Annotated in this window: 14 protein-coding genes; 9 read left to right on the plus strand and 5 right to left on the minus strand. The window is 74.0% G+C overall.

The window, feature by feature from the left end:
- Nucleotides 1-150 precede the first annotated feature (150 nt).
- Nucleotides 151-807: a response regulator gene (locus AB0L25_RS11690; protein WP_500171080.1), complete on the plus strand. Its 657-nt coding sequence runs from the start codon at nucleotides 151-153 to the stop codon at nucleotides 805-807.
- Complete coding sequence (locus AB0L25_RS11695; RefSeq protein WP_500171082.1) at nucleotides 804-2021, plus strand: sensor histidine kinase; 1218 nt, start codon at nucleotides 804-806, stop codon at nucleotides 2019-2021. Before AB0L25_RS11690 ends, AB0L25_RS11695 begins: the two co-directional genes overlap by 4 nt.
- On the opposite strand, the gene AB0L25_RS11700 is transcribed toward AB0L25_RS11695, so the two are convergent.
- Complete coding sequence (locus tag AB0L25_RS11700) at nucleotides 1936-3114, minus strand: saccharopine dehydrogenase family protein (RefSeq protein ID WP_500171084.1); 1179 nt, start codon at nucleotides 3112-3114, stop codon at nucleotides 1936-1938. The two genes, AB0L25_RS11695 and AB0L25_RS11700, sit on opposite strands and share 86 nt — an antisense overlap.
- A 157-nt stretch (nucleotides 3115-3271) precedes the next feature.
- Between AB0L25_RS11700 and AB0L25_RS11705 the strand changes: the two genes are divergently transcribed.
- Nucleotides 3272-3448, plus strand: a complete 177-nt coding sequence (locus AB0L25_RS11705) for a hypothetical protein (protein ID WP_500171086.1) — start codon at nucleotides 3272-3274, stop codon at nucleotides 3446-3448.
- Here the strand turns inward: AB0L25_RS11705 and AB0L25_RS11710 are convergent.
- Nucleotides 3405-4352, minus strand: a complete 948-nt coding sequence (locus tag AB0L25_RS11710) for a LysR family transcriptional regulator (RefSeq protein ID WP_500171088.1) — start codon at nucleotides 4350-4352, stop codon at nucleotides 3405-3407. The two genes, AB0L25_RS11705 and AB0L25_RS11710, sit on opposite strands and share 44 nt — an antisense overlap.
- A 197-nt stretch (nucleotides 4353-4549) precedes the next feature.
- Here AB0L25_RS11710 and AB0L25_RS11715 point away from each other — a divergent pair, with 197 nt between their 5' ends.
- The 6 genes from AB0L25_RS11715 to AB0L25_RS11740 all read left to right on the plus strand — a co-directional run bounded on the left by AB0L25_RS11715 (nucleotide 4550) and on the right by AB0L25_RS11740 (nucleotide 9526).
- Nucleotides 4550-5983 carry a form I ribulose bisphosphate carboxylase large subunit gene (locus AB0L25_RS11715; RefSeq protein WP_500171090.1) on the plus strand — a complete coding sequence of 478 codons (1434 nt, stop codon included), beginning with the start codon at nucleotides 4550-4552 and terminating at the stop codon, nucleotides 5981-5983.
- Entirely contained in the window at nucleotides 5983-6411 is a 429-nt protein-coding gene (locus tag AB0L25_RS11720) for a ribulose bisphosphate carboxylase small subunit (RefSeq protein ID WP_500171091.1), read from the plus strand. The genes AB0L25_RS11715 and AB0L25_RS11720 overlap by 1 nt, the downstream gene beginning before the upstream one ends.
- Nucleotides 6408-7370, plus strand: a complete 963-nt coding sequence (gene cbbX, locus AB0L25_RS11725; protein ID WP_500171093.1) for a CbbX protein — start codon at nucleotides 6408-6410, stop codon at nucleotides 7368-7370. The genes AB0L25_RS11720 and cbbX overlap by 4 nt, the downstream gene beginning before the upstream one ends.
- Nucleotides 7371-7486: 116 nt before the next feature.
- Nucleotides 7487-8395 (plus strand): PAC2 family protein, encoded by a 909-nt coding sequence (locus AB0L25_RS11730; RefSeq protein ID WP_500171095.1) that lies wholly within the window; start codon nucleotides 7487-7489, stop codon nucleotides 8393-8395.
- 55 nt (nucleotides 8396-8450) lie between these two features.
- Complete coding sequence (locus tag AB0L25_RS11735) at nucleotides 8451-8879, plus strand: CBS domain-containing protein (protein WP_500171097.1); 429 nt, start codon at nucleotides 8451-8453, stop codon at nucleotides 8877-8879.
- On the plus strand, nucleotides 8876-9526 hold the full coding sequence (locus AB0L25_RS11740) for a dienelactone hydrolase family protein (RefSeq protein ID WP_500171099.1): 651 nt from the start codon (nucleotides 8876-8878) through the stop codon (nucleotides 9524-9526). The genes AB0L25_RS11735 and AB0L25_RS11740 overlap by 4 nt, the downstream gene beginning before the upstream one ends.
- Here the strand turns inward: AB0L25_RS11740 and AB0L25_RS11745 are convergent.
- From AB0L25_RS11745 to AB0L25_RS11755, 3 genes are all read right to left on the minus strand, one after another.
- The gene (locus tag AB0L25_RS11745) at nucleotides 9489-9647 is read right to left on the minus strand and encodes a hypothetical protein (RefSeq protein ID WP_500171101.1); all 159 of its coding nucleotides are present in this window, start codon (nucleotides 9645-9647) and stop codon (nucleotides 9489-9491) included. The genes AB0L25_RS11740 and AB0L25_RS11745 overlap by 38 nt on opposite strands.
- A 311-nt stretch (nucleotides 9648-9958) precedes the next feature.
- On the minus strand, nucleotides 9959-10633 hold the full coding sequence (locus AB0L25_RS11750) for a response regulator (RefSeq protein ID WP_500171104.1): 675 nt from the start codon (nucleotides 10631-10633) through the stop codon (nucleotides 9959-9961).
- Nucleotides 10630-13176 carry a sensor histidine kinase gene (locus AB0L25_RS11755; protein ID WP_500171106.1) on the minus strand — a complete coding sequence of 849 codons (2547 nt, stop codon included), beginning with the start codon at nucleotides 13174-13176 and terminating at the stop codon, nucleotides 10630-10632. The genes AB0L25_RS11750 and AB0L25_RS11755 overlap by 4 nt, the downstream gene beginning before the upstream one ends.
- Between the last annotated feature and the right edge of the window lie 88 nt (nucleotides 13177-13264).

Genomic DNA, 13264 nt, shown 5'->3' on the forward strand with positions numbered 1-13264 from the left:
ACCTCGCTCCTCCGTCCTGCGAAATTCAGTTTTCGCCATGAAGAGTATGCTGCACGTGCCCGGGCTGCTTCCCCCAATCAGGGGAGAGCGCGGGTGAGACGCCGGAACGGGGGCTACTGGCGAGTAGCTTCCGGTTGTTATCGTGCCGGGATGAGCGCCCCCGTACGCGTCGTCCTGGTCGACGACCACGAGATGATCCTGGCCGGATTGCAGGCGATGCTGGCCGGGTTCTCCGGCCGCGTGCGCGTCGTCGGGCAGGCCGGGACGGGCGCGGAGGCGACCCGGCTGGTCGCCGCGCTGCGCCCGGACGTGGTCCTGCTGGACGTCCGGCTCGGCCCGGAGAGCGGGCTCGACCTGTGCCGGCAGCTCACCGGCCGGGTCCCCGAGGTGCGCGTGGTGTTCCTGTCGGTGTACGACGACGAGCAGTACGTCTTCGAGGCGCTGCGCGCCGGGGCCGGCGGCTACCTGCTGAAACGGGTGGACGGGCCGGAGCTGGTGCGGCGGCTGGAGGAGGTCGCGCAGGGCGAGACCGTCGTCGATCCCACCCTCGCGGGGCGGATGGCGGTCACCGCGGCCCGGCTGACCCGCGGCGAGTTCTGGCCGGGCGCGAACCGGGGCCTCACCCAGCGCGAGAGCGAGGTGCTGTCGCTGCTGGTCGGCGGGCTGTCGAACAAGGCGATCGCGTCCCGGCTCGTGCTGAGCGAGGAGACGGTCAAGAGCCACCTGCGCGCGCTGTACCGCAAGCTGGAGGTGGCCGACCGGTCGGCCGCGATCGCGGTCGCGCTGCGCGAGGGACTGTTCCGGTGACCGTCCCGGACGCGCTCGCCGGGCGCGGCTCCGACCTGCTCGTCCGGATCGTCGGGGTCGCGTGCTCCGACCGCGAGCTTCCGCGACTGGCGGACGAACTCGCCGGGCTCGTCGTCCGGTCGGCGCGCGCGCTGACGTTCTGCGACGTCTACGTCCTGGACGACGACGGCCGCTTCCTGGAGGGCGCGGGACGTCCCGTCCCCCTGGGCGAAGGGGACGTCGGGCGGGCCGCGGCCCACGGACGGGCGCGCGCGCACGCGGACGGCAGGGGCGCGGCCATCCCGATGCACAGCGGCGGCTCGGTCATCGCGGTGCTGGACGTCCGGTCCGCCGGGCCGTGCCCGCCGGAGGACGTCGCGCTGGTCACGGCGCTCGCCGAGCTGTTCGCGCCCGTGCTGTGCTCGTGCCGCCGGCTGCGTGCGGCCCGCGAGCGCGAGCACGCCGCCGAGCGGTTCGCGGAACGGGCCGTCGAGGCGCAGGAGGCCGAGCGGTCGCGGCTCAGCCGGGAGATCCACGACGGGATCGCGCAGCGGCTCGCGGGCCTCGGGTTCCACCTGTCGGCGGCCGAGCGGGCGCTGCCCGAGCACCATCCCGAGAGCCTCGCGCAGATCATGATGGCGCGGTCGCTGTGCGAGCTGGCGGCGGCCGAGACCCGCGCGGCGATCGGGGGCCTGCGCCCGCCCGTCCTGGACGACCTCGGGCTGTCGGCGGCGCTCGCGACCCTCGCCCGCGAGGCCGGGGACGGCCCGGGACCGTCCGGGCGCCCGCTCGACGTGACCGTCACCGTCGAGGGCGAGCTGGAGGACGCGCTGCCCGACCACGTGCAGACGGCGCTGTACCGGATCGCGCAGGAGGCCGTCGGGAACAGCCTGCGGCACGCGTCCGCGTCCTGCGTCGACCTGCTGCTGGAGCACTTCGGCGACCGGGTGCGGCTGACGGTCGCCGACGACGGCGTCGGCTTCTCGATCCGGGACGTCTTCGCGCCGGGCCGCCGTCCCGACTCCTACGGGCTGCGCGGCATGACCGAGCGCGCCGAGCTGCTCGGCGGGCGGGTCACCGTGACGAGCCGTCCCGGGGGCGGCACGACGGTCGAGGCCGTAGTCCCGATCCCCGGCCGGGCCCGGCCCGCTAGCGGGAGGTCAGCACCCGGAACTCAAGACCCGCCCGGGCGAGCCGCGCCAGCAGCGCGTCCCCCATCGCGGTGGCCGTCGTGACCTGCCCGGACGTCTTCGGCAGCGCGTCGTGCGCGAGGCACAGCGCCGACTCGCCCAGCATCTTCGCCGTCTCGTCGTAGCCGGGGTCGCCGCCCCTGATCTCGGTGACGACGCGCCGCCCGCCGCCCTCGCCGACGAACTTCACGCTGAACCAGCTCCGGGCGCGGGTCTCCGCCGACGGCCCCTCCCCGGCGGGCTTGATCTTCGTCACCAGCCGCCGTGCGGGGGGCACCTGCGCGAGGACGGTCAGCGCACCCGCTCCGGCGGCGAGCGCGGCGGCCGTCGGCAGCCGCTTCACCGCGAAGTAGTGGCCGTAGGTGAACTCGGGCCCGTACCGGTCGAGCGCGGCGGCCGAGCGGGCGACGATCTGCGGGTCGAGCGTCGGCATCGGCAGCGTCCAGCCGTCCCCGACGCGGTTCTTCGGCGCCGGGCGCCGTGACACGCGCACCGTCCGGCCGTCCGGACGTCCCTCGGCGGCGCGGCGCTCGCGCTCGGCCCGCGCCATCGCGGGCAGCTCGGCGAAGATCCCGAGGGCCGAGTGGATCGTGCCGCCGGACGCCTGCATGCGCGTCCGGACGAACCCCTCGACGTGCAGCGGGACGCCCTCGGGGAGCTGCTTCACCGTGAAGTAGGCGCCGAGGTCGTGCGGGATCGAGTCGAAGCCGCACGCGTGGACGATCCGGGCGCCGGTGCGCACGGCCTCCGCGTGGTACTTCACGTACATCTGGTCGACGAACGTCGGTTCGCCGGTGAGGTCGACGTAGTCCGTGCCGGCGCGCGCGCACGCCGCGACGAGCGGCTCGCCATGCTTCACGTACGGGCCGACGGTCGTGACGACGACGCGAGCCGAGCGGGCCAGCTCGTCGATCGAAGCCTGGTCGGACGAGTCGGCGTGCAGCAGCGGCAGCTCGGCGCACGCGGGGTCGATCGCGGCGAGCCGGTCGCGCACCTTCTCGAGCTTGGCGGTGCTGCGTCCGGCGAGCGCCCAGCGCGTCCCCGGATCGGCGTGGCCGGCGAGGTACTCGGCGGTCAGCCCGCCCGTGAACCCGGTGGCCCCGTACAGGACGATGTCGTACGGGCGGTCGGCGGTCATGGGTGCCCCTTTCGGTGCCCTTTCGCGGTCCCGAACCCCATTCTGTCGTCCGGACGGGGTGGTGCGTGCGGGAAGCGCGGTGTGTGTGCGACCGCACAGGGCCGCCCGATGTGGGAACGTTGCTCGTACCGCAGGTGAACGGAAGGGGAAGGGACGCGTGACGGGCCTCGCCGCGGCGATGGACGTCGCCGCACTGATCTTCCTCGGCTGGTGCGCGGCCGCGATGCGCCGGAACCGGGACGAACCCGACGGCGATGCCGGGAAGTCGGCCGGTCTCGCGCTGATCGGGGTCAGCCTGATCTTGCTGTCGATCCCCCTGTGGGCCCTTCCGTAGCCGCACCGGCCGCGCCCGCACCGGACGCGCCCGCACCGGACGCGGCCGTCCAGCCCGGCGCGTCCAGCAGGTGCCGGACGAACAGCAGCGTCGTCGCCGTCGGGACCGCGCCGCCGACCGCGTGCCACGGCCGGTTCAGCGGCAGGCCCGGCGCCGCCACGACGACGAGGCGGCGCGCGTCCAGCTCCGCCCCGACCGCGTCCCGCGACACCAGCGCCGCGCCCAGCCCCGCCGCCGCGCCCGCGATCACCGCGCCGTTCGAGCCGAGCACCAGCCGCGGCGGGGACGCGTCCCGCTCGGCCAGGTAGGCGTCGGCGGCGGCCCGCGTCCCCGACCCCGGCTCCCGCATCACCCACGGCGTCCGGTCGAGCGCGAAGCCCGCCGCGACGTCCGGCGCGGCCACGACGACCAGCTCGTTCGGGCGGCGCGCCAGGACGGTCGCGGCGACGTCGGCGGGCGGCCGCCCGGCCAGCACCAGATCGGCCTCGTGCGCGGCGAGGCTGCTCCACACCTGGCGGCGCGGCCCCACCTCCAGCGCCAGCTCCACCTCCGGCCACCGCGCCCGGAACGACGCCAGCAGCTCGGGCAGGATCTGGTCGGCGGCCGTGGTCACCGCCGCGAGCCGCAGCGGCCCCCGTCCCGGGTCGGCCGCCCCGCGCGCCGCCGCCCGGCCCTCCTCCAGCAGCCCCAGCACCTGCCGCGCGTAGCCCGCGTAGACCGTCCCGGCCGGGGTGAGGCGCACCCCCCGCCCGACCCGCTGGACGAGCGGGACGCCGAGCTCACGCGTCAGCGCGGCCACCGCCGCCGACACCGCCGACTCCGTCACGTACAGCCGCCGCGCCGCCGCCCGCACCGAGCCCGTGTCGGCGAGCGCCACGAGCGTCCGCAACCGCGCCTCCGTCACGCCCGACCTCCTGGTTCAAGCGAACACTTGACAGTCACCGTAGAACACTTGATGGACATCGCAAGTATCCGCCGGGCACGCTCGGTCCCGTCACGGTCATTCGACCGGGGGCGCGGCGCCCCGTCCCATCCCCTGGGCATGCCGTCCTTCCGCGGGCGGAGCGCCGCGCCCGTCCCCCAGCGCGAAGGAGAGCGGCGATGAGCTCGGGCAGATGGTCGGCGGGCGTGATCCCCTACGCGGAGATGGGCTACTGGCGCCCGGACTACGAGCCGAAGGACAGCGACGTCCTCGCCGCGTTCCGGATCACCCCGCAGCCGGGCGTCCCGCCGGAGGAGGCGGGCGCGGCCGTCGCGGGCGAGTCGTCCACCGCGACCTGGACGGTCGTGTGGACCGACCGGCTCACGGCGTACGAGAACTACCAGGCCAAGTGCTACCGCGTGGACGCCGTGCCGGGGCAGGACGACCAGTTCATCGCGCACATCGCCTACGACCTCGACCTGTTCGAGGAGGGCTCGATCGCGAACCTGACGTCGTCCATCATCGGGAACGTCTTCGGGTTCAAGGCCCTCAAGGCGCTGCGGCTCGAGGACATGCGGATCCCGACCCACTACGTGAAGACGTTCCAGGGCCCGGCCCACGGGATCGTCATGGAGCGCGAGTACCTGGGCAAGTTCGGCCGTCCCCTCCTAGGGGCCACCGTGAAACCCAAGCTCGGCCTCTCGGCCCGCAACTACGGCCGTGTCGTTTACGAAGCGCTCCGCGGCGGCCTGGACTTCACCAAGGACGACGAGAACATCAACTCGCAGCCGTTCATGCGATGGCGCGACCGGTTCCTTTACTGCATGGAGGGCGTGAACCGCGCCCAGGCCGCGACCGGCGAGGTCAAAGGCCACTACCTCAACGTCACCGCCGCGACGATGGAGGACATGTACGAGCGCGCCGAGTTCGCCAAGGAACTCGGCAGCGTCATCGTCATGATCGACCTGACCATCGGCTACACCGCGATCCAGTCGATGGCCAAGTGGGCGCGCAAGAACGGCGTCATCCTGCACCTGCACCGCGCCGGGCACTCCACCTACACGCGGCAGAAGAACCACGGCGTCAACTTCCGCGTGATCGCCAAGTGGATGCGGCTCGCCGGCGTCGACCACATCCACGCCGGGACCGTCGTCGGCAAGCTGGAGGGCGACCCGAACAGCGTCCGCGGCTACTACGACACCCTCCGCCTCGACACGATCGCCGCCGACCCGACCAAGGGCCTGTACTTCGACCAGGAATGGGCGTCGCTGCCGGGCACGATGCCCGTCGCGTCCGGCGGCATCCACGCCGGCCAGATGCACCAGCTCCTGCACTACCTCGGCGAGGACTCGATCCTGCAGTTCGGCGGCGGCACCATCGGCCACCCGATGGGCATCGCCGCCGGCGCCACCGCCAACCGCGTCGCCCTCGAAGCGATGATCAAGGCACGGAACGAGGGCCGCGACTACCTCGCCGAGGGCCCCGACATCCTGCGCGCCGCCGCCAAGCACAGCCGCGAACTCGACATCGCCCTGTCCACCTGGGGCGACATCACCTTCACCTACGAGTCCACCGACACCCCCGACGTCGTCGAAACCCCGGTGAGCATCTGATGCGGATCACACAAGGCACCTTCTCGTACCTGCCCGACCTCACCGACGAGGAGATCACCCTCCAGATCGGCTACGCGCTCGGCCAGGGCTGGCCCTGCTCGGTCGAGTTCACCGACGACCCCCACCCCCGCAACGCGTACTGGGACATGTGGGGCCTGCCCATGTTCGACCTCGCCGACCCCGCCGGCGTCCTCTACGAGATCAACGAGTGCCGCAAGGCGTACCCGTCCCACTACGTCCGGCTGAACGCCTACGACGCCCGCTACGGACGGCAGACGACCGCGCTGTCGTTCATCGTGCAGCGCCCGCCCGCCGAGCCCGGCTTCCGCCTCGACCGGCAGGAGACCTCCGACCGGCGGATCCGCTACACGCTGCACTCCTACGCGGCCGACCGTCCCGAAGGCGAGCGGTACGGAGCGGAGCGTTGACCGAGCGCCCCGGCTTCGGCATGCGCGCGAACGGCTCGGCCGACCGGACCGGCTCCCCGGCGGACACCTCGCCCTCCGCCGGGGAGCCCCTCCCCCCGGACGCCCGCGTCGACCTCGCGAAGGAACGCGCCGACTCCCACGTGGACGACGTCCTGACCGCCCTCGACGCCGAGCTCGTCGGCCTCGCGCCCGTCAAGACCCGCATCCGCGAGATCGCCGCGCTCCTCCTCGTCGACCGCGTCCGCGCCCGGTTCGGCATCGACTCCGGCCGCCCCAACCTGCACATGTGCTTCACCGGCAGCCCCGGCACCGGCAAGACGTCCGTCGCCGTCCGGCTCGCCGAACTGCTGCACCGCCTCGGCTACATCCGCCGCGGCCACCTGGTCTCCGTCACCCGCGACGACCTCGTCGGCCAGTACGTCGGGCACACCGCGCCCAAGACCAAGGAGGTCCTCAAGCGCGCGATGGGCGGCGTTCTGTTCATCGACGAGGCCTACTACCTGTACCGGGCCGAGAACGAGCGCGACTACGGCCAGGAGGCCATCGAGATCCTGCTGCAGGTCATGGAGAACCAGCGCGACGACCTCGTCGTCGTCCTCGCCGGCTACAAGGACCGCATGGACTCCTTCTTCGCCTCCAACCCCGGCATGAGCTCCCGCATCGCCCACCACATCGACTTCCCCGACTACGAACCGGACGAACTGGAAGCCATCGGGCACATGATGATGCGGCGCGAGGGCTACGCCCTTGCCGCCGAGGCCGAACCCGTCTTCCGCGACTACCTCGACCGGCGCCGCGCCCGCCCCCGGTTCGCGAACGCCCGCTCCGTCCGCAACGCCATCGAACGCGCCCGCCTCCGCCACGCGAACCGCCTCCTCGACCGTCCCGGCGAGGTCGGCCGCGCCGACCTCACCACCCTCCACCCCGAGGACTTCCTCGCCAGCCGAGTGTTCGGGTGACCTACGGCCGGCCTCCGTCTAGGGGTGGTCGGGTGGGAGTGATCACCTCGTGCCGAAGGGATGACCCCCGCATGTCCTAGTGTTGAGAACATCGACATGATGATGTGGGGGAGAAGTTGCTGAACCCTGAGGATCTGTACGAGCTGGACACCGACCTGCCGGCGATGACCGGGCCGGTGCTGCTGCACAGCCTCGACGGCTTCGTGGACGCCGGTTCCACCGGGCAGCTCGTGCGCGAGCACATCCTGGACGCGCTGGACCACCGGGTCATCGCCCGCTTCGACGTCGACTCGCTGATCGACTACCGGGCCCGGCGGCCGCCGATGACGTTCGACCGCGATCACTGGGCGTCCTACGAGGCCCCCGAACTGGTCGTCCGGCTCGTCCACGACGAGACCGGCACGCCGTTCCTGCTGCTCACCGGGCCCGAGCCCGACCGGCTCTGGGAGGGGTTCACCGCGTCCGTCCTGCACCTGGTCAAGCGGCTCGGGGTGGGGCTGGTCGTGGGGGTCCACGGCATCCCGATGGGCGTGCCGCACACCCGTCCGGTCGGGATCACCTCGCACGCGACGCGGCCCGAGCTGATCGACCGGGGGACCTGGTTCGACAAGGTGCAGGTGCCCGGCAGCGCCGCCGGGCTGCTGGAGCTGCGGCTCGGCGAGGCCGGGCACGACGCGATCGGGCTGGCCGTGCACGTCCCGCACTACCTCTCGCAGTCGGCGTACCCGGCCGCGGCCGTCGCGGCGCTGGAGGCGATCATCGCCGCGACCGGGCTGGCGCTGCCGGTGGACGCCGTCCGCACCGCGGCCGCCGCCACCGACGCCGAGATCGCCGAGCAGGTCGAGGGCAACGACGAGGTGGAGAAGGTCGTCCGCGCGCTGGAGCAGCAGTACGACGCGTTCGCCGGCGCCGCCGAGCGCGACAACCTGCTCGCCGAGTCGCAGGACATGCCGACCGCCGAGGAGCTCGGCGCCCAGTTCGAGCGCTTCCTCGCCGAGCAGGACGGGCCGGACGCCTCGCCCTGACGCGCATGCCCGCCGGGCCCCTGGGTACGCGAGCCCCCGAGAGGGGAGGCGCGACATGACCCACCACGGCATGACGGTGAACGAGGTGATGACGCCCGTGCCGGTGACGGTGTCCCCGGACACGCCGCTGGCGCGGGTCGGCGAGCTCATGCGCGAGCACGGCATCGGGGACGTCCTCGTCGTGCAGGAGGGACGGCTGCGGGGGCTGGTGACCGACCGCGACATCGTCGTCCGCGCCGTCGCCCTGGGGCGCGACATGGCCGGCACCGCCGTCGGCGACGTCTGCAGCACGAACGTGATCACGGTCCCGGCGGGCGCGGCCGCCGACACGGCCGTCCGGCTGATGAGCGAGCACGCGATCCGCCGGCTGCCCGTCGTGGACGGGGACCGGCCCATCGGCATGGTGTCCATCGGCGATCTCGCGGTCCAGCGGGACGACCACTCGGTCCTCGCCGACATCAGCGCCGAGCCCCCGAACACATGAGCGCCGTCCGGATCGGCCTCGCCGACGCCTCCCTCGACGCGGACCTCGACATCCCGGACGAACCGACCGGCATCGTGCTCGTCGCCCACACCGGCGACGGCCCCCGCGACCGCACCGTCGCGCGCGGGCTGAACGCGGCGGGCCTCGGCACCCTCGTGCTCGACCTGCTCACCGGGCACGAGGAGGAGCTCGACCGCGTCACCGCCGCGCTCCGCTTCGACATCGAACTGCTGACGCTCCGGCTGATCGGCGCGATCGACCGGCTCACCGAGGGCCTGGAGGCCGCCCCGCACACCGCCGGGCTGCCCGTCGGGCTGTTCGGCGCGGGCACCGGCGCCGCCGCCGCGCTGGCCGCCGCGGCCGCGCGCCCGCGCGTCGCGGCGGTCGCGTCGCGCGGCGGCCGCCCCGACCTCGCGGGCCCGTCGCTGCCGCGCGTCCGGGCGCCCGTCCTGCTGATCGTGGGCGGCGCCGACACGCCCGTCCGCGACCTGAACGAGCGCGCCGCCTGGACCCTGGACGTCGCCGAAGTCCACGTCGTGGACGGCGCCGGGCACGCGTTCGAGGAGCCCGGCGCCCTCGAAGAGGTCACCACGCAGGCCGCCGACTGGTTCAACCGGCACCTGACCCGCGCCGCGACCCGCCGGTGACCGTCGGCCGTCCCGCGACGGGCGGACCGGACGCGCCCGCCGAGCCGCCGTCGCCGTCCCCGCAGGCCGCCAGGCCGATGGCGAGGGCCGGCAGCAGGATCGTCCCGAGAACATGCTTCATATCGAACCTTCCGTTGTGTGCCGTTTCGTGCCGTCGAGGTGCGCGGACCTCTACAGGCGCAGCACGGCCAACTGGAAGGGAGTCGGGCACGGGGGAGAGCGCCCGGCGCGGAACGCGGTCCGCCAGGTCCGGCCCCGCGCCTCCCGCGTCGCCGTCGGGAGGCGCCACCGGACGAGCGCGAGCGCCACCGCCCCCAGGAGCAGCACGCTCAGGAACGCCGGGCACACCTGCCCGCCCGGATGGTGGTCACCGCCGTCGTGGGCGGGCGCGGGCCGCTCGGGAGAGGGATGGTCCGCGGCCGCGTGCGGCGGTCACGGCTCGAAGCGGTACCCCATGCCCGGCTCGGTGATCAGATGCTTCGGACGGGACGGGTCCGCCTCGAGCTTGCGGCGCAGCGACGCCATGTAGACCCGCAGGTAGTTCGTCTCCTTGACGTAACCCGGCCCCCACACCTCGGCGAGCAGCCGCCGCTGCGGCACCAGCGCCCCCGGGCTGCGCAGCAGGATCTCCAGGATCCCCCACTCCGTCGGCGTCAGATGGACCGGGCCGCCGTCGCCGGTGACGGTCTTGCGGGCCAGATCGACGAGCCGCCCGCCGACCGCGACCGTGGGCGACGTCCCGTCCGCGGGCGCGCGCCGGGTGATCGCGCGGATGCGGGCGAGCAGCTCGTCCAGCCCGAACGGCTTGGTGACGTAGTCGTCCGCGCCGGCGTCGAGCGCCTCCACCTTGTCGCCGCTGCCGGACCGGCCCGACAGCACGATGATCGGCACCTGCGTCCAGCCGCGCAGCCCCCGGATCACCTCGACGCCGTCCAGATCGGGCAGCCCCAGATCGAGGACGACCAGGTCCGGGCGCCAGTCGGCGGCCCGCACCAGCGCCTGCCCGCCGTCGGCGGCGACCTCGACCTCGTAGTCCCGGGCGCGCAGGTTGAGGCGCAGCGTCGTCAGGATCTGCGGGGAGTCGTCCACCACCAGCACCCGTGTCATGCCCGCTCCTCCCGTACCGCCGCGGGCAGGGTGACCACCATGGTCAGCCCGCCGCCCGGCGTCTCCTCGATCTCGATCGAGCCGTCCATCGCCTCGGTCAGCCCCCGCGACAGCGCCAGCCCCAGCCCGACGCCCGTCCGGTCGTCCCGGTCGCCGAGCCGCTGGAACGGCGCGAACGCCCGGTCGCGGTCGGCCGCCGGGATGCCCGGCCCGCGGTCGATCACCCGCACCTGCACCCGCGCCGCGTGGGCGCTCGCGGTGACCAGCACGGGCTCGCCCGGCGGGTTGTGGCGGACGGCGTTCGACACCAGGTTCGCGAGCACCCGCTCCAGCAGCGCCGGATCGGCGGCCATCTCCGGCAGCCCCGGCGGCACGCTGACGTCGACGTCCGCGGCGGCGTCCCCCAGGCCGTCCAGCGCGCGGGGCACGACGTCCTCGACGGCGATCGGCCGCCGCGCCACCCCGAGCACCCCGGCCTGCAGCCGGCTCATGTCGAGGAGGTTCGCGACGAGCCGGTCGAGCCGCTCCAGCGACTCCGCGGCCATCGCCGTCAGCTCGTCCCGATCCTGGTCGCTCCACACCACGTCCGGGCTGCGCAGGCTCTCCACGGCGGCCATCGCGGACGCCAGCGGCGTGCGCAGGTCGTGGCTCACGGCGGACAGCAGCGCGGTCCGCATCCGGTCGGCGGCCTCCAGCGGCGCGACCTGCTCGGCGGTCTCGGCGAGCCGCCGGTGCCGCAGCGCCACCGCGGCCTGCGCGGCGAACGCCTCCAGGATCCGGCGGTCGGACGCGGGCAGCGTGCGGCCCCGCAGCGCCAGCGCGAGCCCCTCGTCGACGAGGACGTCGCAGTCGCCGTCGTCCGGACGCGTGACCGGCGGGCCCCCGGCCGACGCGACGATCGTCCACGGGACCTGCGGCGCGGCGCGTTCCAGCAGCGTCACCGACGCCAGCGCGTACGTCTCCCGCAGGCGTTCCAGGATGCCGTTCAGCGGGCCGCGCCCCGCCGCCGGGACATCCGCGCCGTCGCCGCGCAGGATGTCGCCGGCGAGCGTGGACAGCACCTGCGCGTCGGCGCGCGCCCGCGCCGCCTCGCGGCCCCGCCGCGCGGTGACGTCAACGATCGTGCTGACCGTGATCCCGACGACCACGAACACCACCAGCTGCAGCATCGACTCGGTCCCGTACACCGTGAACGTGCCGGTCGGCGGCGTGAAGTAGAAGTTCAGCAGCAGCGTCCCGGCGACCGCCGCGAACAGCGCCGGGTAGAGCCCCCCGACCAGCGCGACCCCGACCACCGCCGCCTGGAACAGCAGGATGTCGCTGTTCAGCGACACCTCGCCCCGCAACCGGTGCAGCAGCAGCGTCAGCAGCGGCAGCCCGACGGCGGCGAGCGCGAACCCCGCGGCCCGCCGGGCCCCCGGCACGCCCCACGCCGTCCGCAGCGCCCGCCACCGGCGCCCCTGCCCGGCCTCCTCGTGGCTGACCAGATGCACGTCGATCGGCCCCGACATCGCCGTCACCGTCACCCCGACCCCGCGCGAGAACACCTGCGCCAGCCGTCCCCGCCGGGACGCGCCCAGCACCAGTTGGGTCGCGTTGACGCCCCGCGCGAAGTCGAGCAGCGCGTCCGGCACGTTCGTCCCGACGACCTGGTGGTAGCTGCCGCCGAGGCTCTCCACCAGCGACCGCTGCCGGGTCAGGTTCGCGGGCGACGCGTCCGTCAGGCCGTCGCTGCGGGTCACGTGCAGGGCCAGCAAATCCGCGCCCCGCGCCCGGTCGGCGATCCGCGCGGCCCGCCGGATCAGCGTGTCGCCCTCCGGTCCGCCGGTGAGCGCCACCACGACCCGCTCCCGCGCCTGCCACGTCCCGCGGATCCCGTGATCGGCCCGGTACCGGTCGAGCTGGTCGTCCACCTTGTCGGCCAGCCACAGCAGCGCCAGCTCCCGCAGCGCCGTCAGGTTCCCGACCCGGAAGTAGTTCCCGAGCGCCGCGTCGATCTTCTCCGGCGCGTACACGTTCCCGTGCGCCATCCGCCGGCGCAGCGCCTCCGGCGCCATGTCGACCAGCTCGACCTGCTCCGCGCGCCGCACCACCTCGTCGGGGACGGTCTCGCGCTGCGGCACCCCCGTGATCTGCTCGACCACGTCGTTCACCGACTCGAGATGCTGCACGTTCACCGTCGACACCACGTCGATGCCCGCGTCCAGGATCTCCTCGACGTCCTGCCACCGCTTCGCGTTCGCCGAACCCGGCACGTTCGTGTGCGCCAGCTCGTCGATCAGCGCCACGTCGGGCCGCCGCGCGACGACCGCCGCCGTGTCCAGCTCGGTGAACTCCGCGCCCCGGTGCCCGATCGTCCGCCGCGGGACGACCTCTAGCCCGTCCAGCAGCGCGGCGGTGCGCGCCCGCCCGTGCGTCTCCACCAGCCCCACCACGACGTCGGTGCCGCGCTCACGCCGCCGCCCGCCCTCCGCGAGCATCGCGTAGGTCTTGCCGACGCCGGGTGCCGCGCCCAGGTAGATCCGCAACCGCCCCCGGCCCATCGTCCCTCCTCGGCCTCACAGTACTCCCGGGTAGCGAGAGCCCCGGAAACGCCGTGTCCAGGGCGTTCGCGAGTCAACCACCGATACG

The organism is Spirillospora sp. NPDC052242, assembly GCF_040679555.1.
GTDB lineage: Bacteria > Actinomycetota > Actinomycetes > Streptosporangiales > Streptosporangiaceae > Spirillospora.